Source organism: Serratia sp. BW106, from assembly GCF_002607755.1.
Taxonomy (GTDB): domain Bacteria; phylum Pseudomonadota; class Gammaproteobacteria; order Enterobacterales; family Enterobacteriaceae; genus Serratia; species Serratia proteamaculans.
Window position 1 is genome coordinate 1 of record NZ_MCGS01000039.1, and the last position, 20,335, is coordinate 20,335.

Consider the following 20,335-nt stretch of genomic DNA (forward strand, 5'->3'; position numbering starts at 1 on the left):
AGTCCCGTGGAATACAGAACGCAGGCCTTGAGTGCGACATAAATTTAAATTGTCCAACTTCTTGGGGTCAATTCAAACCTGCGCCCTTTGATTTGACTGGAGAGTGGAATGACCAAACCAACCATTACTATTAATGAGCTGGATGCGGAGCGCCTGGATGCGCTATTGGCACAACCGGCCTATGCCAACACCGATGTCGCCGCTGCGCTGAACATCGAGCTGGATCGCGCCGAAATCCTGCCGCCGTCCCAGATCCCAGCCAGCGTGGTGACCATGAACAGCCGCGTGCGTTTCCGCGACCTGCATACGGCAGAAGAACACGTGCGTACGCTGGTTTACCCGGCTTCGCTGAAGGATAGCCACGAGCAGCTTTCGGTGATGGCGCCACTGGGCGCAGCGCTGCTGGGCATGCACATAGGTAACCAGATTACCTGGCAGTTGCCAAACGGTGAAGAAGCGCATATCGAAGTGCTGGAACTGTTGTACCAGCCGGAAGCGGCGGGTGAATACCACCGCTAAGTGGTTATCGGGGCGGTACCTTACCGCCCTTTCTGTCTGTGTCTTACAAGCTGATGGCGATCAAAACCAGGATCAACAGCAACACGTAAATTCTGGCATGCAGCCTGTCGTTGACCTTCGGCAACCACCTTTTGGCAAACAGGATCCCCGAAATACCTGCAGCCACCAGCAGCCCAAGAATGGTGAGATTGACATAGCCCAGGTATTGCGGCCCGGTCATTTCCTTCCAGCCCAATCCGACATACATCAATGCACCAATGACGGCGACCGGGATCGACAACGGATTGGCCGCGCTGACGCAATGCTTCATTTCGTAGCCATGCCGACGCAATAAAGGCACCGTCAGCACACTTCCCCCCACGCCGAGCATAGTGGCAATCACCCCGATTAACGGCCCCCCGATCCACAGGGTCGCCTTTGACAGCACCGCACGAGCCGGCTTGACTAAAAACCCCTGTCTGAACAGGCAATCTGCGATCGTCACCAGCATATAAATTACAAACAGCAGCCTAACCACCCCGTCTTCCAGCAGGCTGGAGGCAAAAGCCCCCAACGCAGCGCCAATGCCGATAAAATAGATCAGCGGGACGATGGTTTCACGCAGCAGGTTGCCGCTGCGCCAGTTGGTGAAGGTGGCATAGCCCGAATTCAGGATCATCACCGCCGTCGAGGTCGCCACCGCGATATGCATTGCCTGACCTGACTGTTCACCCGAAGCGGCAACCAAATGATAAACAAAAGGCACCACCACAAAGCCGCCGCCAAAACCGAACAAAATGGTGGTGATGCCGGTAATAAAACCGGCACCGAGGATGACCAGCGTCTCAATCATGGCTATGCGCCCGAATGAAATCATCAAAACCGGCTGCGAACTGACCGGCCAACGCATGGAATTCATCGCCGACAAACAACGCCAGGTAATGGCGGCGAATAGCATCATGGTCGACGAGTTCAATCCCCACCGCCTGTGCCTGTTCCAGGGTTTGTGCATCCGGGAAACCCCAATAACGGTAGTCGCCTTGCCGTTCCACGGTTATCGGTTTCCGCTCACCCACCCGCATTAACTGATTCGCCAAAAAGGCGCCGGAACGGATCCCCAGCAACAGCATATTTTCCAAAAATGAAAGGTCATAGCGCAGTTCGGCGGGCTGGCGAGCGATCACCGGGCCGGCATCCCATTGCTCATCCATCTCGTGCAACGTTAATGCGCAGCGTTCCTCACCGTTCATCATGGCGCGAAAGAGCGTCATGACGCCGCGATAATGCGGCAAATCCCCTGGATGCAGGTTCCACAGCAATTTACCGCGCTGGCTGAAAGCCCGTACATAGTCGGCAGAAAACTTCTGATAACAGCGCAATGAAATCACCGCATCCATATTGCCCAAGCTGCTGATAAAGGCGCGGTCATTGATATCCGTAATACGATGCGCATTCACCCCGGCATCCGCCAGGAAAACCTGCGGTGCCTGATAAGCCCCCTGGCAGACATCTGCATGTCGGCTGGCAAAGGGAAAGACGAAGTCATTCAACACCTGACGCTCATAAAGCCCCAGTTGCCGCACCGCCGGCTCCTGTAAACGGCCCGACGCTTTCGCCAGCGGGAAATAAACCGTAAAAGTACACTCCTTGCTTAAGGCGCTAATAACGTCCTGACATGCCAACCAGGAAAAAATATCGTTGCCAACAAATAGCGCTACGTTTTTCATACTGTTGCCTTCTTGGTATTAAATATGCTGTTATTGAAAACTATTTTACTGATATCCCGGGTTATGGATTCCATTGCCGAGGTATAAAAAAGATCGCCTTTCGCCGGAGCACCCAGAGAGTAAAGGTTTTGTTCATTGCCCTGTTCGTCCGGGATTTTTAGTGTCAGGGGATTACACTTCACGCCACCAAATATATTTTCTTGCATCAGGCCACCCTGCAACAAAGTGTCGTTTAACCGGTTTGGTTTCATTTGATAAGAAGGGGCCGTGCAATTAAGCAGGTATTGGGTATGTACCGCCGTATTATGGCAAAAAGCTTTAAAGCCTTGATCGTTCTTCTCGATATTGATCACACCGCCAAAAGCGCGCAGCCGTTGGCATTCAAATGCAGTGATAATTTTATTGGCATTTTTTAATGGCATGGCGTGCCGGTTGCGCATCCAGGACGAATTATAGAAGCGCATAAATACCTGTCGATTATTTTCATCCATTTTTACCCAAGCCTCACATACCGCAGGATGGATAGCGGCCAGGTAGCTACAAATATGCTCACGGGCGAAGCGCGCCCGGCTCAGGCTTTCAGCCAGATCGCGATAACAATCCTTACCGGCCCCCATCGCCGACAGCACCGTCAGCCGCTCCGGACCTGGGTAGTATTGCTCCAACGCCGCGTTAATCACATGAACCAACTGATGGGCGTCGATATAGCTATGGTCGGCGACGAAACGGACCAGCCGTTGCCTGAATGCGGGTGGCGGTGCGCGCATCAGTGCAGGCTGCACGCTGGGGAACAAGCCGGAACGCGACAAAGCGGATATATCACTCGCGCCCACCCGTTCAATCAGCTCGATAATCGCGTCTATCGCCGTCAGACTACAGCCAATCACACCGACTGCTGAAGCAGGGCTGATAGCCGGCAATTCCCGATTAGCCTGGTAGGCAATAACGCCATCAATCGGATACAGACTTTCCGCTTCATTATGCCCCGAACACAACACTAACGCGTTCATCTGCTCCGCAGCGCCACCGGCGGTGGTCAACAAATACCCCCCGGAATGCGAGCCGATCGCTTCGACTTCAGCGGTAATAAAATTCAGCGTAACGTTGCTGTCAGCCGCCATAAACACCGACATATCACGAATAAAATCGAGATAGTCTTTATAAACCCAGCGAGGCGGATAGCGGTCTTTACAGTAGCGAGGGAAATGCATCGAGATCCAATCAGAAAAGTGCGCACGGTCAAAAATATCCGCCGACATGTTCTCCGGCGTCATATTGAGGATATGGCTATCGAAGTCACTACTGTAAGCCATACCACCATTAAAGCCTTGCTTGTCATAAACCTTCAGCGAAAGATGCTTATTGCAATTATTAATCGACTTATTCTTAATAAAGTTATACGCAAAAGAAATACCCGCCGCGCCACCACCAATCACACCGATCTTATACATGAAATATCACCTTATAGTCACAGCATTAAAAGAATAACTATTGCTTCAGGTGTTGGAATAAACAGTCATTTATTCCTTATTAACTTCTTGTATTGCACAGGTGAGATAACCCACCCCGCCCCGGCGTTTAAAATAATGAGGGTTCAATCAACAATAAAATACCTCGCCACCAAGGCAGCGTTATTTTTCTGCCCTGATAGTAGAGTGATGGCGACTGGCTTGCTTTATATGAAAGGCCAACTATCATTGCGTTTCGGCCAAACTGCACAACGACAGGGTTTATGCGCAACGTACGTATTGATGACCTCGACCACGTGCCGAGGCCGGTGATTGCCATAGGGACCGACTACCCTTCAGGCCATCTGTTGCCCATGCACAGCCACAGGCGCGCTCAGCTACTCTATGGTGCCACCGGAGTGATGCACGTCTTTACCCTCCAGGGTAACTGGCTTGTGCCACCACAGCGGGCGGTGTGGCTGCCGCCACAGATGCCGCACGAGGTGAGAATGGTCGGCGTCACGACCCGCAGCCTGTACATTGAACCGACGGCGCTACTGGCCTCTCAACCTCAGGTTTGTCAGGTGGTTAGCGTGACACCGCTGATGCGCCAACTGTTGATGGCGGCGGTCGATATGCCCCTCGAGTATCAGCAGCAAGGCCGGGATGGCGCACTGGTCAGTTTGCTGTTACATGAGCTGGCCCAGTTGCAGTCCCTGCCGCTGCACATCCCGCTGCCTGCCGATCGACGACTGGGGGAACTGTGCCAGAGATTCCTGCAACAGCCCGACGCGCACGACTCACCGCAGGTGTGGGCTACACGCCTGTATATGAGTATCCGCAGCTTCAGCCGCTTGTTCCGGGATCAAACCGGCATGTCATTCTCACAATGGCGCCAGCGGGCCTGCGTGGTGTTGGCGCTGGCCCAATTGGCCGAAGGCAGTAGCGTTACGCAGGTGGCTCTGGAATTGGGTTATGAAAGCAGCGCGGCGTTTGCAACCATGTTTCGCCGCGTGCTGGGGCAGGCGCCGTCCTGCTATCTGGCTTCAGAACGGCGCGAAAGGGCTTAACGGAATTTATTGTGGTTGGTGTCGCGAGTTTGCTTGAAGCCCTGCGCGACCTGTTTGGCTTCTGCCAGCTTGCCCTGGTTGGCCAGCGCCAGCGACTGATCGATCTGGCCGATCAACGTATCCAGTCCGTGGTGAAAATCTTTTATCTCTGGGCTATCGTTGGCTTTGTCTTCCATTTTCGGCGGCTTGCTTTGCTTGGCATCTACCGCCGCGGCACGCATATTCTGCAGGCTTTGTTTGAGAGTATCCGTGGAATCGGTGCTCAGCACCTTTTTGTAATTGCCTGCGATGGTATCCATATCGTCGGCCAGATCGGCCGCGACCGCCAGTGTACTGGCACCCAGCAGCGCCAACGCCAACAGCGCTTTCAGTTTGTTCGACATGCTTGCTCACCTTCCGGTTATTGTTTTATTTGACCCAGCCTAACCATAGGCAAGGGCGCTGAAAACCGAAACCGAAGATTTGTAAGCAAGGTTAAAACAGGGGAAGGAAAGGAGAGAGATGCGGCTGGCAACCGAAGCGGCCAGCCGTAGCAGAGATTACTGACCGGCGATTTTCATGTCCGGCAACAATACGGAACCGCACTGGATATTGCTGCGGGTTTCGATATCGCTGCCCACGCTGACAATATTACGCAGCATGTCTTTCAGGTTACCGGCGATGGTGATCTCACTGACCGGATACTGGATCTCCCCATTTTCCACCCAGAAACCGGCAGCACCGCGTGAGTAGTCACCGGTAATGCCGCTGACACCCTGGCCCATCAGCTCGGTAACCACCAGGCCGGTACCCAACTGCTTGAGCATGCCGGCAAAGTCATTACCCTGCCCGGCAATACGCCAGTTGTGGATGCCGCCCGCATGGCCGGTGCTGTGCATGCCGAGCTTGCGCGCCGCGTAGCTGGTCATCAGCCAGGTTTGCAGCACGCCATCTTTAACAATGTCACGCCGTTGGGTACGTACACCCTCGCTGTCGAACGGCGTGGAAGCCAGCCCTTTCAGCAGGTGCGGATGCTCTTCGATGGTCAGCCAGTCCGGCAGGATCTGCTTGCCCAACGAATCCAGCAGGAAGGTCGATTTACGATAGACACTGCTGCCGCTGATGGCACCAACCAGGTGGCCGAACAGACCGGTCGCCACTTCCGAGGCGAACAGGACCGGGGCGGTCATGGTCGACAGCTTGCGCGGTGCCAGACGCGACAAAGTGCGACGGGCACATTCCTGGCCCACCCATTCAGGGCTTTCCAGATCGCTCATGGCACGGCCGATGGTATAGGCGTAATCACGCTCCATATCACCGCCCTGCTCGGCAATCACACAGCTCGACAATGAATGTCGACTCGAGCAATAGCTTTGCAGCATGCCGTGGCTGTTGCCGAACACCTTGATACCGTAGTGGCTGTTAAAACTGCCGCCTTCAGTGTTGGTGATGCGTTTATCCGCCGCCAGTGACGCCTGTTCGGCGCGAGCAGCCAGTTCGATACCGCGATCGGCGTCCAGCTCTGCCGGGTGGAACAAGTCCAAATCCGGTGCTTCAAACGCCAACAGGTCTTTCTCTGCCGGACCGGCATGCGGATCCACCGAGGTATAGCGTGCGATATCCAGCGCCGCCTGCACGGTGCGGGCAATGGCATCCGGGCTGAGATCGGTAGAAGAAGCACTGCCTTTGCGTTGCTGATGATAGACGGTAATGCCCAACGCACCATCGCTGTTGAACTCAACGTTCTCCACCTCGCCGAAGCGGGTGCTGACGCTGATACCGGTTGATTTGGTCACGGCAACTTCTGCCGCATCGGAGCCGGCGCGCGCCAGTTCCAAAGCCTGTGAGACGGCCTGTTCCAGCGCCTTGCGCTGTTCTGCAACTTGAGTGACTACTTTCATCAATCTGCCATACTTAATCAGAAAATCGTTGAGAAAAGTGCCGTGGCGGCGTGGTTGCGCGCGGAGTCACGCGCAAAAATCATGAGATTTATGCTTTTGAGTCTAACAGGAACCGCGTGGAATTTCGCATAAAGCCGGCAACCTGTTAGGATTAGCCTCTTTTTAACGGAGCCTACCATGAACAAACAGCCTGAAGACTGGCTCGACGATGTCCCGGAGAACATTGACGAGGAAGATGACGAGATTATCTGGGTCAGTAAAAGTGAAATTAAACGTGATGCCGAAGCGCTGAAAGACCTGGGTGTCGAACTGGTCGAGCTGGGTAAGAACGCGCTGGAACGCATCCCGCTGGATGAAGATTTGCGCGCTGCGATTGAACTGGCGCAGAAGATCAAGAAAGAAGGCCGCCGTCGTCAGTTGCAACTGATTGGCAAGATGCTGCGTGCCCGCGACATAGAGCCGATTCAGACCGCGCTCGACAAGCTGAAGAACCGCCATAACCAACAGGTTTCGCTGTTCCACAAGCTGGAAGCATTGCGTGACCGCCTGGTGGAAGAAGGCGATGATGCGATCCCGCCGATCCTGGCGCTGTATCCGGAAGCCGATCGTCAGCAGCTGCGCTCGCTGGTGCGTAACGCACAGAAAGAGAAAGCCGCTAACAAGCCGCCGAAAGCTTACCGTCAAATATTCCAATACCTGCGCGATCTGGCCGAGACCGCCCAATGATCGCCGCCGTCACCACGGGATGAACTCGATTCATCCCCGGTGATGTGCAGGTTCACCGCTGCTTTCACGAATATTGAAACGCAGGCTGCCTTCCAGCTCTTCCTCCGCCTCTTCAAACAGCAGGATAATCGCGCCAAAGCGTCGTTTGCTGCGGGCGTTGAGATGGGTGAATTCTATCTCCACCGGCAAGCCGATGTCGGCAGTCACCACGTCCCACAGTGCGTCCAGATTGGCGCCAAACGCCTCATCCAGCGCAAACTTATGCGCAAAGTCGCGGTAAAACGCCGGCAAATCGTTAATCTGATTAAAATCGAACTCTACTTTTGCCATCAAGCTCACTCCACCCGAATGAAGTTTTTATAATGGTCACGCGTGACAAAAATCAGGCCATCGCTGGAATACAGCAAGCGATCGGCACCGCGCCGGCCGCATTGATAATTGATATCCGCCTCGCGCCATACCCGACTGCGGGCCGTGGGCAATTGCCCTTCTCGATTTGAGAAATGGTCGCCGCCAATCGCCTTGCCCGGCAGCACCGAACACAGATTACCGTTACGTGCATCCCATCCCTGCTCACGCGCCTGCTTCTTGGTGATGTAATAGTCCGGCAACCGCTGATGCTGCTGCAGGTAGCTCACCACCCTTTTCTGCTGCGTCAGTTGGTCAATACTCTGACCTTCGGCCACCGCCGGCACGTTGGCAATCACTCGATCGTTACCGCGCAATGCGTTAAAACCGGCTATCACAACGGCGATAACTATCGCCACGAGGATCCGCTTGTTCATTGCTGTCCCTGATTTATGGCCTACAGGGGTGCATCAGCACCCATGCTGGTTGGATTTATAGATGAAAAGGATGAAGCAGAGATGACTGGCATGTAACGTTTTCACTTCAGGGAAACCGCGCCGAACAACCTGCATCACCCGTTCAAGCTAATCATGCCATTTTGCCGCGCGTCTGGCACTCAGTGCAACTCTGAAACAGGGCTATCTCAGGCAAGTATAGCCCCGGCAGGGGTATTTGAGGTATCAGTCAATCAACGCATGACGATAGCGGTGCAGCATGTCGGCCAGGCGTTTTACCGGCCCGGTGACGCTGAGCGGTGCCTGATAATCAACCAGTTTCTGCTGATAATCGTTCATTTCGCTCAACAGCCGATCGTAATAATAAGCACGTTTTACGTCGTTCTTCGCCGAGACCATGTGGTCGGCGGTATTGCGGATCTGTTTATGGAACGCCGAAAGCTCCTCGCTGACCGGGATCTCCGCTCGCTGCATACGCTGGTGAGCAATGATCAGGTTCAGCGCCAGTCGGTACTTGGCGATATCGTTCGGGAACATCATCAGCAGCTGATTCAACTGCTGATACAGCGCGGGCAGGTGGTTTTGCTGACGGCGTGAGGTCTTGGTGGTCAACGCCGATACCGCACTGCCGACAAACTGGTTCAGCAGCGTGCGGCCGGTACGTTCGCGGGAGTTATCACGGATCAGCAACAGCACCATCAGGCCCACGCAACTGCCGAGGAACTGGCCGAGCGCGCCATCGAGGAACTGTGTGACGTTGAACTCCATCGGGTTACTCAACACCAGAATATTGATGGTCCCCGCCAGCAAGCCGAGCGAACCCAACCGCCGTTTTTGCACTTCGATACCGATGAAAAACGCCAGCAGACCCAGGCTGAGGCACAGCAGTAAAATACTTTGCTGAGTCGCCGGCAGGATCACCATAAAGAACAGCGAGCCGACCGGGATCGCCGCCAACATACCCAGGATAAAGTCCATCGCCACCATACGTGGTGCCGGGGTACGCATCGCCAGCGAGGTGATCACCGCGATGATCACCATAAAACCGCTGCCGGAAGTCCAGCCGGTCCACAGCCACAGCAGGCTACCAAACGCCGTCGCCACAAAGGTGCGCAGGCCGTTAATCATCGCGTGGTGACCTTCCGCCGAGGTCGGTTTAACCACCACCTCACTGCTCAGCACACCCTCTTCAACCGCACTGATACTGCTGTTGGTGTGCACGCCTTTAGCCAGCAACAGGTAACGGGTAGCCGCCCCCACCCAACTGGTGATGGTCAGCAATGTTTCGTCGGTGCGGTTGGTGGTTAACACCTGTCGCAACAGCTTCATTCGTTTATGAATTTCCTGCGGCGTTGCCGCCGGGACCATCAGCAACTCACGGATATTTTCCTTCAGTGCATCCGGGTGGTTCAACAGGATTAAATAGGTTTCACAGGCCTGGGTTATCAGCGTCAGCGACAGCGTATGCATCGCCAGCACGCGCCGGTTTACTTTCTGCCAGCGTGATGACTCCATCATCAGGTGACTGCGCATGCCGTTCAGCGCAGTGGTGCTCTTCACCAGATTGCTCCAGGCACGGTCGATGTCTTCTTTCTCGGCGTTGCTGATGCACATCTGCATCAACAGGTACTGATCCACCAGCAGTTTATCCACCGCCCGGTCGATATCCTGTTTGATCGAACGTGGTGAGAACAGCAGGTCCGCCAGCACGGCGCTGACGATCCCCAGCACGATCTCGCTGCAGCGCTCAATGGCGAACTGCGGCGCTTCCAGCAGGTGAGATTCACTGCTGGCAACGGTCACGATAATGATCAGCGCGGTATAACCCGCCAAACCCCAGGCATAGGAGTTTTCAACTTTCACCAGAGAGGAAACCCAGGTGCAAAAACCGGCCCAAATGCAGCACAACAACAACATCACCACCGGTGCACGCGCCGTAGTGACGATAATCACGATGCCAACAAAACAGCCGATAAAGGTGCCGATAATACGCAGCCAGCCGCGATGGCGAATCGCACCGGAAAAAGGCTCGCCCCCCGCAGCAAAGGCCGTGCCGGCGGCCACGATGGCAGCGGTCATTGCCGACCAGCGTGGGGTTTCCAGATTGAGATGGAAACCGACAAACAGGGCAAACACAATCGCGAAACTGAGCTTGAAGGCAAATCTCAGCCGGATAAAGGTTGGGTTATTCATTAACCGAACTCACGCAGCCGATGCATCAAACGCACAAAAGGCGAGCCGCTGTCGGTAGCACGATCGTTCTTGCCGGTGATCACCACCGTGGCGGTGGTCCCCGCCGGATACGGATGCAACTGGTCTTTGTCGTCCAGCAGGATCTTCACCGGCACGCGCTGGGCCAGGCGTACCCACTCCAGGTTGCTGTCGATCGACGCCAGCCCTTTGCTGTTCACGGTGCTGCTGCTGTTGTTGACGGCGGCAGCCACGCTGTCGACGGTACCGTGCATGATGCGATTGCTGCCCAGCGGGGTAATTTCCGCACGGTCGCCCTTGTTCAGGCCATTCAGCTTGGTTTCTTCCAGGTAGGCCAGAATGTAGAAACTGTTTTTCTTCACCAGCGCCACGGCGACTGAACCCCTGGTGATGTATTCACCGGCATGTACGTTCAGGTTGGTGATCCAGCCATCGGCCGGTGCGCGCACTGTGGTGCGTTCCAGATCCAATTTAGCCAGTTCACGAGTCGCCACTGCCTTCGCCAACTGATGCTCTACAGTTTGCAGCACGTTGTTAGCCTGGTCGATCTCTTCCTGCGACATTGCCTGCACACCGAGGCGCACACGGCGACCGGCTTCACGTCTCTTTTCCGCTGCCAGCGTCTGGTAATAGGCAACATCGGCGCTGGCTTCCGCCAGGGCCTGTTGGTAGCGCGGCTGGTCGATAACCAGCAGCACCTGCCCTTTCTTCACCAGTTGGTTGTCCACCAGAGGCACGTCGGTCAACAGACCAGTGACGTCCGGGGCAATGGCCACCACGTCGGCGGTGAACTTGGCGTCACGCGTCCAGGGGGATTCTGTGTAGAACACCCAGGCTTTGAATATGGCGACGATCCCCAGCAGGACCAGAATCAGAGTGATCGCGATTCGGGTTATTTTTATTGAAAAATTTTTCACAGCGACCTCAAACGAAAAGACAGGTAATCAGATAGAACAAACAGCAGTACAGCGCGGTGTTAAACAGCGCTGGATGCCAGACAAAATCGTAAATCCCGGTGGGTTGCAGCAGGCGGCGCAGTAAAAAAAACAGCGCCAGCGAAAGCAGCAACTCAAAAAATATCGGGGGAAACGACAGTCCGAAAATGACCATAACCGGAAGCAAACTCATCAATTTTTCCTTATTGTTCACTGCACCGGGCTTTGAGACCTATATCCATTCACATTCTCTTTACATTTTAGCTGACGCGCACCACAAATTCCGGCCCAGGCAGGTCAGGAACCTGAAATAAGAGTAAACTCTGGAGCGTACATCCGCGATAGGGACTGCGAGGATACCGGAGGGATCGGCCATTATGGCGCTGCCGATCGCGCTCGCGCGTTGGTAAGGTCTTTCCACCCGACCGGTTTATATTAGCGTGCTTACTATCAACTCATCAACAATCTGTGATCTAAATCACTTTTAAGCCAGAGTGAATAATGGAAAGACTAAAACGGATGTCGGTATTCGCCAAAGTGGTTGAATGCGGGTCATTTACTGCGACAGCGCGCCAATTGGATATGAGCGTTTCGTCTATCAGCCAGACCGTCTCCAAACTGGAGAATGAGCTGCAGGTCAAGCTGCTCAACCGCAGCACGCGCAGCATCGGCCTGACGGAGGCCGGAAAAATCTATTATCAGGGCTGTCGCCGCATGTTGCTGGAAGTCAGCGAAGTGCACGAGCAGCTGTATGCGTTTAATAATACACCGACCGGCACGCTGCGTATTGGCAGTTCCTCCACCATGGCACAAAACGTGCTGGCGACCATGACCGCCGATATGTTGAAAGAGTACCCTGGCCTGACGGTGAACCTGGTGACCGGCATCCCCGCCCCGGATCTGATTGCTGACGGGCTGGACGTAGTGATCCGTACCGGTGCGCTGCAGGATTCCAGCCTGTTCTCCAAACGCCTGGGTTCAATGCCGATGGTGGTGTGTGCCGCCAAAAGCTATCTCAGCCAGTACGGCACGCCACAAAAACCGAGCGACATGGTCAATTTTTCTTGGCTGGAATACAGCGTGCGACCAGATAGCGAATTCGAGCTGATCGCGCCGGAAGGCATCAGCACGCGCATCGCACCACAAGGGCGCTTTGTCACCAACGATTCACAGACAATGATCCGCTGGCTAAAAGCCGGGGCCGGTATCGCCTATGCGCCGCTGATGTGGGTGATCGAAGAGATCAAACGCGGAGAGATCGAGATCCTGTTCAAAAGCTATCATGCGGATCCTCGCCCGGTGTACGCGGTGTACACCGAGAAAGATAAACTGCCGCTCAAGGTACAGGTGTGTATCGACTACCTGACCGAGTACTTTAAGCGCGTGGGGGAAGTCTATCAGGGCTATCGCTGAGCAAAACACGGCGCGCCAAAGCGCCAAGTACCAGCAGTGCCAGCATGCCCAACCCCCAGATGAGCCAGACGGCATATCCCGCCCAGGTAAGCAGCAACGGGAAAGATCCCGCCAGCCAGCCGCCCAGTTGCTGCAACAGCGGCAGCCAACTGTCCAATAATGCCTGCGGCACCAGGCTGAGCCAGCCGGTAAGCTGCGGTGCCAACTGGGCCGAACCGCTCTGCGCCAGCTCCGTCAGCGCAGGCAACCAACCCAATATGCCAGAGACACCCCAGGCCAGCAGCGTCCACAGCGCCATTGCCGCCAACAGCACTGCCACACTCCATCCACGCTTGGTCATGGCTATCCCCCGTTAGCGGCCTTGCCGCATTGCTGACAAAAACGACTGCCTGGCGGCAAAGGTGCGGAACATCCGCTGCATTGTACCGCTGCCGACTCAAAAGGTTGACCGCAACGGTGGCAATAACGGGCTCCGGGCTTGTTAGGCGCCTGACATTGCAGGCATTGCGGCCCCTGATCGCCATGCTGATTATAACGGTTGCCATGATGCCCGCTACGGTGCCCCGCACGTTGATGCCCGCCACCAAAACCGCCTTGCCCCAAAAGCTTTTTCAACATGCTCATCGCGCTTCTCCTTAGTGCTTTACGCCAGGTTGCAGAATAAACCCTGGAGTAAACTCCAGGGTAAAGCGCGCCAAGGGGGATTTACGTTTAATTACACCGCTAAATCAGCAACGCTTTGATGTGGTTAGCAAAAAGCATCTTCGGTCATTACCTCGCCCACCACCGGTGCGCTATGCTGCGGGGACCTCTCCCTGCATCAGGAATAACAATGAAAAAAATCATACTGGACTGTGACCCGGGACATGACGACGCGATCGCCATGCTGCTGGCCTGGGGTAACCCGCAGATCGATCTGCTGGCCGTGACCACCGTGGTGGGCAATCAAACGCTGGATAAGGTCACCCGCAACGCGCTGGCCGTCGCACGCATCGCCAATATCACCGGCGTACCCTTTGCCGCCGGCTGCCCGCGCCCGTTGGTACGACAAATAGAAGTCGCCCCTGATATCCATGGCGAGTCGGGCCTGGATGGCCCGGTGCTGCCGGAGCCGACATTAAAACTGGAACCCTCCCATGCGGTAGATCTGATCATCGACACCATCATGGCTCACCCGCCGGGCAGCGTGACGCTGGTGCCGACCGGCGGCCTGACCAACATCGCCATGGCGGTGCGCAAAGAACCACGCATTGCCGAACAAGTGAAAGAAGTGGTTTTGATGGGCGGTGGCTACCACGTGGGTAACTGGAGCGCGGTGGCAGAATTCAATATCAAGATCGATCCGGAAGCCGCGCACATCGTGTTCAATGAAAAGTGGCCACTGACCATGGTCGGGCTGGATCTGACCCATCAGGCTCTCGCCACGCCAGAAGTGTGCGCCCGCATCGCTGCTATCCCTACCGGGCCAGCCAGGTTTGTCGGCGAACTGCTCGAATTCTTCGGAAAAATGTATCAACAAGCGCAGGGCTTTAGCGCACCGCCGGTGCACGATCCTTGTGCGGTGGCTTATGTGATCGACCCCGACGTGATGACGGTGCGTAAAGTCCCGGTAGATATCGAACTGACCGGTACCCTGACGCTGGGAATGACGGTGGCCGACTTCCGCGCCGCACCGCCGCCGGACTGCCACACCCAGGTGGCGGTAAAGCTGGATCAGGATAAGTTCTGGGATTTGGTGGTGGATGCACTGGAGAGGATTGGGGAAGTGAAGGTTTAAGCTGCGGCTATCAAAGGCGGTATTGGTGAACCGGGTGGCTTTGGATAACCGCCCGGCCTGGGTTTATCAGAGAGGATAAATTAGCGCTTTAGTAATGTAGTTAATTGCCCATCCAACTGACTAAGGCAGTTATCCATATATTCTGTAGTGACCTGTTTCACCATCGCATAATCACTGGCTTGCCATTGTGTCAGCGATGCCGAACGCGGGATTGGGCTGCATTTAAATTGGTCAAAGGCTGAGAACATGTTTCCCCCCTCCGGCCGTTTATAAAAGGTAACGGCGTAGCGCAGCTCGAATTGAGTATCACTTTTCGCCAGCTCCTGATACACCAGTAGCCACCTGGCGGGAGTGATATTCAAATTATTCTTGTAACTGTAACCAGCACCGTTCTTTTGCAACCAGTCGGCGATAACAACCTTGGCCTTAGGCACCAAATAGCTTTTGGTCGGTTCTGGCAAAGTATCTACGCTGCTGCCTTTCAACGTATCCTTACTGAAGGTACTGGCAGAAAGACCACCGGTAAGTGCAGAGGTTAAAACCTGTAGCCCCACACCTACGCCAGTATCGGCCTGCGTGACAATACGCAGCTTGGTATCAGCATGTTGGTTATTATTATTTTCAGGTAGAGCAAAGAAAGACTTCACGCCAATGCTACTGCCATTAGCGGCGGTGACTTTTTCTACATTATTGGTTGATGAACAGGCAGTTAATAAAAGCAAACTGCTCACCATGGAAACACGCAGAACTTTTTTCATTACTGCTCCTTGTTAGTAATATTCCAACATCATGTTGGGTATTTATTCATATCGTTTATATTTAATATAAAGGTATTGCTTTTCTTAATGATTAATCTTGGGTAATTCAATTTTTATAATGTATATATTTTGCCAATCAACTGTGTCCACTTCAGCTAACTGCTCAGTCTACACGTCGGGTAACGCCATTAACACCATGAAATTTATGATGTTATAGATTTACGAACAATTTAACTAAGATATTTTTTAAAATGCAGGCAGTAACTGTCCTGATAATAATGCGAATAATGTTATCGTTCTTCCTTCTTTATCACAAAATTCAACTTCATAAGGCATAACAGGTTCAGTATAAACATCAATAACAACACCCTCCATGCCTGAGTATAACTCCTAATTGGGTATATCCCTTTGCCAGTGCAACCACATCAAAAGGTGAACAAACCATTGTTGTCCTTATTTCACATAAATTGTAGTCATTCGAGGCATAGATGATCCAGAATCGTATATCCATCCGATACATACCATGAGCTGACGATTGCAGGCATTGTGCTTGCTGGACTGAGGTTTGGCATCGGCACACCGCTGCAACTGACGCTACGGCCGGACGGGCTGTGGGTCACCACCGTCACCGATGATGCCAGCCAGCACCGCCCGGATTTGGGGGCTGACTGGGTACGGCAGAACGGCGAGCTGGTGATTGGTGGGGACTGGCTAACCGAGTCCAGCATCACCGACACCGAACAACTGGAGGTCACCGCCGCACCGGGGATTATTCGGCTACGACGGCGGGAAGCCAGAGTCTTCAGTGCTTAGAGGCAAGAACCCCGGCCAGTTGGCCGAGATTCATCACAAGGTCTAGATTAGATCTTCACCATTTAAAAGCATAATGATATTTCCTTCCCCTAACTCTTGCCTGAATACATCTGCTATTCCAGAAGTATTCAACTCAGGGAAGGATTTATCATTCACTGCAATCAAAAAATAAGACTTTGGCTCTTTTAGTCCAAACTCTTCAGTAATTAATAATTTAGTCTCTTGATTGTACTTTTCAATACGATCATCAATCAGCGCAAGCTGTTGGCGACTTAAAATTGTATGTGGATCAAACATAAGATACGGGCCATCAAAGAGATGGCCGTACTTTGCTCTCACCACACTTAACCTTTCCCTCAGCACATCAATACTTATTGATGTATAACACGCTATATCAATTGACATTTACCCACCTTACTTAATTCGAATTGGCTTTCCTGACTGGTCGATAACAATAACCTTATCTAACCCTTTGATTGGCCAATCACTAAATTGTTTTTGCAAATCACTAACACTTGCTTTTGTATCTGCCAAGTTGATAACAACATTGTTTGTTTGACCACTATTCACTTTTTCTAAAGCTCGGTCATAAATATTACGAACTGAGTTTGTTTTAGGGGCGATATTATCGAACACCTCACCATTAATTTTATAATCTGGATTTTTAACCCCTGGAGTTACGGGATTCTGCTCAACATGATAACCATTTTTAGACAGGATCGCCGCCCCTTCATTTTCTCGTTGCAGTGAACGTATATTTTCTGCTGAGGCATTCGGCGGTAGCTTAGTTGATTGGCCACTTAAAGAGCCAGTTGTACCCTTTCCAACATTCTTAGCAGCATTAGCCGCCGCAGCTTCAGTTTTCGCCGCCGTCGCTTCTGCCGCCGTCTTACCAATACCAACAGCACCACCGGCACCTACACCACCCGGCACTATCGCTTCCGACATCTGGATACCGGCGTTATTCAGACACAGCACCACATTACCCGCGCAGGCTTGTATCGCTGCTTTAGCTGCCGCTGCGATTTCAGGCGTAGCCGCAGCCAGCACACCGCCACCAAGACCCGCCGGTAACGCCACCATCAGCGCATCGTTCATTGCCAGCCCTTTCTGGCATGACGCCGAACCGGGGTTATCTGCACAGGACGCAATATTCTTGCCATGCTCCTGCACGAACTTCGTTTGGGTGGCTTCGCTACCACCCAACAAGTTATTCTCCACCGCCGTCTTAGCGGCCACGCTACCGCCCACGGCCCCTGCGGTGTTGTCCGCTATCAATCCACCTGCCAGCCCCGCCGCCAACTGGCTGAGTGCGCTGACATTTTGCTTCTCTGCTTCCGTCAGGTCGGACGGATCCTTGCCATAATACTGCTCGCTGATGATTTTAGCAGCCAGTTCTCCACTTGCCGCACCGGCTGCACCCGCCGCCACATTATTGCCCGAGACCAATGCCACCAATGCCCCGGCTACCGCGTGCGCGGCCGCATTCGCTGCCGTGTTGCCCTGCGTACGGGTTTTGATTTCCCGTGCCAGATACGGCGCCAGCGCGCCGCCGGCCGCTGCCCCAATATCACCGCCGCTGATCCCCGCCAACGCCGCGCTGATGGCCGTGCCCGCCGCCCAGAAATTACTGCCGACGCCATACTCTTTCTGCGCCGCCTTATACTCCGGTGACGCTTCCAGCATTTTCTGGCGTTCCTGTGCGCTGGCACTCAGATAGGCCGGATCCTTACTCAATTTCTCCGCCGCAGCACGCTGCGCCTGCAGCATCTGCTTGTTACCGTAGTCGCTGACCAGTTGCGTCGCCAGCTGTGTAACGCCCTGGGTAAACGCCAGATTGTCTTTCACCTTCGCTTCATCGAAGATTTTATCGATGCGGCCGTTGGCGTTGTCCGTATCACGGCTTAACTCTGCGACATCCTGAGTCTGGTCCGCCGTATTGCGAATATCAATATTGCCTGCGGCGATGGCCGACTGCGTGGTGCCGGAAGCCTTGCCTTTATCTTTGGCAACACCGCCTCCGGTTGGCCCACTGGTAGAAATACCGAATCCACTGCTGCTGGCGTTATACTCCGCTTTGTTATCAATGGCATCCCAACCCAACGTACCGGTAGAGAGCTGGTTTTTGATGCTGTCCGCCGTCGAGGCAATCACCCCACCATTCAGCTGCGTATGGTTGCCGACGTTGATATCAAAGCCTTTATCTCCCGCGAACAAACCGCTTTGGTCACCCACGCTGGCGTATTCACTGTCGATTTTGGTCTGGTTCATGCTCAACGAGGCAGAGCCGCTCATCGATCCGAAGGTAAAGCTCGCGCCACCGCTCACGTCCTTCTGCCAGCTGTGGTAATCGTCGGTATCCTGCAGGCTGCTGATCGACAGATCACGCCCGGCGTCCACCTTGATCTTGTCACCCAGCGCCTGCGCACCGGAAAGCGTGGTATCGCGTCCACTGCTGAGGCTCAGTTCGTCCCTTGCGTTCACCCGTGTATTAACGTATTCGGTACTCTTGCCGTCTGTAGCACCTTTCGATTGATAACCACTGGCCGATGCCCCAATCCCCGTTTCCTGCCCCAGCGAAATATGCACCCCGGCATTCCAGCCGCTGCTGTTATTTTTGCTGGTCTGATCGCGGTTGTTACCGGCGGCATCCAGCAACAGATCGTTTTTCGCCGCCAGCGTCACTTTGTTGCCGGTGATCCCGCTGCCGCTGACATGCAGGTCGCCACTGGTGCCTTTCGACCCGGTCGCGACCAATGTGGCGTCACCGCCTGCCGTCAGATTGCTGCCGCGTACCTGATTCTGTGCCAGCTCCGATTCGGAGGTACTCTTGCTCGCCCCGACGCTCAACTGCACCTTCACGCTATTGGAAAGCTCACCTTTCGCCAGTCCCTGCGCCTGATCGGCACTGGCTTCCGAGGTAACCCATCCTGCACGGGCAGCCTGCACGGAGGGTACAGCATGAACATCACTTTCACACCCGAACCGATCCCGGAACTGACGATCACCGGAGTGGCACTGGCTGAGCTGGTTTTTGGTATTGGGACGCCGTTGCAACTCACGCTACGGCCGGATGGGCTGTGGTTAACCATTCGACGATGTGCTGTGCGAGGCCAGCCAGCACCGCCCGGATCTGGGGGCTGACTGGGTACGGCAAAACGGTGAGTTGGTGATCGGCGGCGACTGGCTAAGCGGATCCGGCATCACCGACGCCGAACAACTGGAAGTCACCGCCGCACCCGGGGTGATCCGACTGCAACGGCGAGATGGGGCAGGATTTAGGGCATAGAGGCAAGAACCTCGGCCTGTAGCCGAGGTTCTATTCAGGTAATATTTTTTTCTGCTTGTTCAACCAGTAAGCGGAACTCATTAAAATCAAGATTCCAGATACCTCCATCAGCACACGTAAAAATCTCGATTCTTAAGCCAACATCGGGTTCATTTGAGATTTCTGCAACCTGATCAGCACCAGAGTAAATTTCATAAACAACATTCTCTCTATCCGGCAGACTCGCTATTTGCGCTGTTAGTTTGTTCGTCATTTCGGTGGTTCCAAGAAGCCAATCAATTTGCCCTGTGCATCATAGCGTAACCCGCGTCCACTAGAAGAAATCACATCGGTTACTTGCCCATAACGCCCTGTATTACTCTGAACAACCGATTTATTAGGGTCATTCAGAATACTATCTACAATTTTTTGACCTTGCTCATTTATGGCAGATGGATTTCCCTTAGCTGAAGGAAATGCACTCCCTTCACGACTCCCGTGTTTTTGAAGAGCTCGCCCAGCAAGAGTTAAATCACCTTTTTTCGAGGCAGGATCTGTATGCTTCGCTCCATCAGATAATTCATCTATAGACCATTTCCCAATTTGATTTGAGGAGTTCTGGTTACTGCCACTATTCCGAGCATTTTCCTCATCTTCCGGCCCATGCCCACCCGGAGTCCCAGATCCCGCACCACCCAGCTCGGCTTTATCTTCATCCGTCAGATCCTTCGCCACATTCGGTTTGCGCGCATTCTCTTCCCGCGACTTATTCGGATCCGAGCCATCATCCGCATCCCAGGCTTCATTTCCGCCGGTACCATTAACGGACGTATTTGACACAGCAACCGGCGGCGGAACAGGTGCAGGAACGGCCAGGAAGTTATTCTCCAGCGCATTCTTAGCGGCTTGCGAACCTGTCACAACCCCGGCAGTGCTGTCTGAAACGAGACCGCCCGCCAGCCCTGCGGCCAGTTGGCTCAGCGCGCTCACCTGCTGTTTCTCGCTTTC

24 protein-coding genes and 1 pseudogene are annotated in these 20,335 nt (G+C 54.1%); 7 read left to right on the forward strand and 18 right to left on the reverse strand.

Features of this window, described 5'->3' with window-relative positions; genetic code table 11:
* Window positions 1-108 precede the first annotated feature (108 nt).
* Entirely contained in the window at window positions 109-519 is a 411-nt protein-coding gene (gene rnk, locus BEI65_RS21845; protein ID WP_085119679.1) for a nucleoside diphosphate kinase regulator, read from the forward strand.
* Between the two features lie 43 nt (window positions 520-562).
* Here rnk and BEI65_RS21850 read toward each other — a convergent pair whose 3' ends face one another.
* The 3 genes from BEI65_RS21850 to BEI65_RS21860 are packed head-to-tail and all read right to left on the reverse strand — an operon-like array spanning window position 563 to window position 3,676.
* Window positions 563-1,351, reverse strand: a complete 789-nt coding sequence (locus tag BEI65_RS21850; RefSeq protein ID WP_099065074.1) for a sulfite exporter TauE/SafE family protein — start codon at window positions 1,349-1,351, stop codon at window positions 563-565.
* Window positions 1,344-2,225: a formyltransferase family protein gene (locus BEI65_RS21855; protein ID WP_099065075.1), complete on the reverse strand. Its 882-nt coding sequence runs from the start codon at window positions 2,223-2,225 to the stop codon at window positions 1,344-1,346. The genes BEI65_RS21850 and BEI65_RS21855 overlap by 8 nt, the downstream gene beginning before the upstream one ends.
* Window positions 2,222-3,676 (reverse strand): FAD/NAD(P)-binding protein, encoded by a 1,455-nt coding sequence (locus tag BEI65_RS21860; RefSeq protein WP_099065076.1) that lies wholly within the window; start codon window positions 3,674-3,676, stop codon window positions 2,222-2,224. Before BEI65_RS21860 ends, BEI65_RS21855 begins: the two co-directional genes overlap by 4 nt.
* A gap of 281 nt (window positions 3,677-3,957) precedes the next feature.
* Here BEI65_RS21860 and BEI65_RS21865 point away from each other — a divergent pair, with 281 nt between their 5' ends.
* Window positions 3,958-4,743: a helix-turn-helix domain-containing protein gene (locus tag BEI65_RS21865; RefSeq protein ID WP_099065077.1), complete on the forward strand. Its 786-nt coding sequence runs from the start codon at window positions 3,958-3,960 to the stop codon at window positions 4,741-4,743.
* On the opposite strand, the gene cybC is transcribed toward BEI65_RS21865, so the two are convergent.
* Window positions 4,740-5,126, reverse strand: a complete 387-nt coding sequence (cybC, locus tag BEI65_RS21870) for a cytochrome b562 (RefSeq protein ID WP_099065078.1) — start codon at window positions 5,124-5,126, stop codon at window positions 4,740-4,742. The genes BEI65_RS21865 and cybC overlap by 4 nt on opposite strands.
* A gap of 156 nt (window positions 5,127-5,282) precedes the next feature.
* Complete coding sequence (pmbA, locus tag BEI65_RS21875) at window positions 5,283-6,623, reverse strand: metalloprotease PmbA (protein WP_099065079.1); 1,341 nt, start codon at window positions 6,621-6,623, stop codon at window positions 5,283-5,285.
* A gap of 177 nt (window positions 6,624-6,800) precedes the next feature.
* Here pmbA and yjgA point away from each other — a divergent pair, with 177 nt between their 5' ends.
* A complete protein-coding gene (gene yjgA / locus BEI65_RS21880; protein ID WP_085119683.1) occupies window positions 6,801-7,349 on the forward strand; it encodes a ribosome biogenesis factor YjgA in 549 nt (182 codons plus the stop codon).
* Between the two features lie 30 nt (window positions 7,350-7,379).
* Here yjgA and BEI65_RS21885 read toward each other — a convergent pair whose 3' ends face one another.
* From BEI65_RS21885 to aaeX, 5 genes are all read right to left on the reverse strand, one after another.
* Window positions 7,380-7,679 (reverse strand): barstar family protein, encoded by a 300-nt coding sequence (locus BEI65_RS21885; RefSeq protein WP_037416266.1) that lies wholly within the window; start codon window positions 7,677-7,679, stop codon window positions 7,380-7,382.
* Window positions 7,680-7,684: 5 nt separating this feature from the next.
* Window positions 7,685-8,134, reverse strand: coding sequence for a ribonuclease (locus tag BEI65_RS21890; RefSeq protein WP_099065080.1), 450 nt, complete (start codon window positions 8,132-8,134; stop codon window positions 7,685-7,687).
* Between the two features lie 243 nt (window positions 8,135-8,377).
* The gene (gene aaeB, locus BEI65_RS21895; RefSeq protein WP_099065081.1) at window positions 8,378-10,345 is read right to left on the reverse strand and encodes a p-hydroxybenzoic acid efflux pump subunit AaeB; all 1,968 of its coding nucleotides are present in this window, start codon (window positions 10,343-10,345) and stop codon (window positions 8,378-8,380) included.
* Window positions 10,345-11,280, reverse strand: a complete 936-nt coding sequence (gene aaeA / locus BEI65_RS21900; protein ID WP_085119165.1) for a p-hydroxybenzoic acid efflux pump subunit AaeA — start codon at window positions 11,278-11,280, stop codon at window positions 10,345-10,347. The genes aaeB and aaeA overlap by 1 nt, the downstream gene beginning before the upstream one ends.
* A 7-nt stretch (window positions 11,281-11,287) precedes the next feature.
* Window positions 11,288-11,491, reverse strand: a complete 204-nt coding sequence (gene aaeX / locus BEI65_RS21905; protein WP_012147087.1) for a p-hydroxybenzoic acid efflux pump operon protein AaeX — start codon at window positions 11,489-11,491, stop codon at window positions 11,288-11,290.
* A gap of 308 nt (window positions 11,492-11,799) precedes the next feature.
* On the opposite strand from aaeX, the gene aaeR reads away from it, so the two are divergent.
* Window positions 11,800-12,711 (forward strand): HTH-type transcriptional activator AaeR, encoded by a 912-nt coding sequence (gene aaeR / locus BEI65_RS21910; protein ID WP_099065082.1) that lies wholly within the window; start codon window positions 11,800-11,802, stop codon window positions 12,709-12,711.
* Here the strand turns inward: aaeR and BEI65_RS21915 are convergent.
* Window positions 12,674-13,051, reverse strand: a complete 378-nt coding sequence (locus BEI65_RS21915) for a hypothetical protein (RefSeq protein ID WP_099065083.1) — start codon at window positions 13,049-13,051, stop codon at window positions 12,674-12,676. The two genes, aaeR and BEI65_RS21915, sit on opposite strands and share 38 nt — an antisense overlap.
* 2 nt (window positions 13,052-13,053) lie before the next feature.
* Complete coding sequence (locus tag BEI65_RS21920) at window positions 13,054-13,335, reverse strand: zinc ribbon domain-containing protein (RefSeq protein ID WP_099065084.1); 282 nt, start codon at window positions 13,333-13,335, stop codon at window positions 13,054-13,056.
* 208 nt (window positions 13,336-13,543) lie between these two features.
* Here BEI65_RS21920 and BEI65_RS21925 point away from each other — a divergent pair, with 208 nt between their 5' ends.
* Complete coding sequence (locus BEI65_RS21925; protein WP_099065085.1) at window positions 13,544-14,488, forward strand: nucleoside hydrolase; 945 nt, start codon at window positions 13,544-13,546, stop codon at window positions 14,486-14,488.
* An 80-nt stretch (window positions 14,489-14,568) separates the two neighbouring features.
* Here the strand turns inward: BEI65_RS21925 and BEI65_RS21930 are convergent, their stop codons facing one another.
* Window positions 14,569-15,246, reverse strand: a complete 678-nt coding sequence (locus BEI65_RS21930) for a hypothetical protein (protein ID WP_099065086.1) — start codon at window positions 15,244-15,246, stop codon at window positions 14,569-14,571.
* Between the two features lie 246 nt (window positions 15,247-15,492).
* The gene (locus tag BEI65_RS27250) at window positions 15,493-15,621 is read right to left on the reverse strand and encodes a DUF4926 domain-containing protein (protein ID WP_099065087.1); all 129 of its coding nucleotides are present in this window, start codon (window positions 15,619-15,621) and stop codon (window positions 15,493-15,495) included.
* A 171-nt stretch (window positions 15,622-15,792) separates the two neighbouring features.
* Between BEI65_RS27250 and BEI65_RS21940 the strand changes: the two genes are divergently transcribed.
* Window positions 15,793-16,059, forward strand: coding sequence for a hypothetical protein (locus tag BEI65_RS21940; protein WP_232519140.1), 267 nt, complete (start codon window positions 15,793-15,795; stop codon window positions 16,057-16,059).
* 42 nt (window positions 16,060-16,101) lie between these two features.
* On the opposite strand, the gene BEI65_RS21945 is transcribed toward BEI65_RS21940, so the two are convergent.
* Both BEI65_RS21945 and BEI65_RS27260 read right to left on the reverse strand, forming a co-directional pair.
* Window positions 16,102-16,464, reverse strand: a complete 363-nt coding sequence (locus tag BEI65_RS21945) for a hypothetical protein (protein ID WP_099065089.1) — start codon at window positions 16,462-16,464, stop codon at window positions 16,102-16,104.
* 9 nt (window positions 16,465-16,473) lie between these two features.
* On the reverse strand, window positions 16,474-19,008 hold the full coding sequence (locus tag BEI65_RS27260) for a hemagglutinin repeat-containing protein (RefSeq protein ID WP_304528424.1): 2,535 nt from the start codon (window positions 19,006-19,008) through the stop codon (window positions 16,474-16,476).
* A 12-nt stretch (window positions 19,009-19,020) separates the two neighbouring features.
* On the opposite strand from BEI65_RS27260, the pseudogene BEI65_RS27265 reads away from it, so the two are divergent.
* Window positions 19,021-19,348, forward strand: a pseudogene (locus BEI65_RS27265) (hypothetical protein).
* Between the two features lie 34 nt (window positions 19,349-19,382).
* On the opposite strand, the gene BEI65_RS21965 reads toward BEI65_RS27265, so the two are convergent.
* Together BEI65_RS21965 and BEI65_RS21970 are read right to left on the reverse strand one after the other, a co-directional pair.
* On the reverse strand, window positions 19,383-19,601 hold the full coding sequence (locus BEI65_RS21965) for a hypothetical protein (protein ID WP_099065091.1): 219 nt from the start codon (window positions 19,599-19,601) through the stop codon (window positions 19,383-19,385).
* Window positions 19,598-20,335, reverse strand: a 738-nt coding sequence (locus BEI65_RS21970) for a VENN motif pre-toxin domain-containing protein (RefSeq protein WP_198404498.1), incomplete at its 5' end; no start/stop codon positions are given. The genes BEI65_RS21965 and BEI65_RS21970, both read right to left, overlap by 4 nt.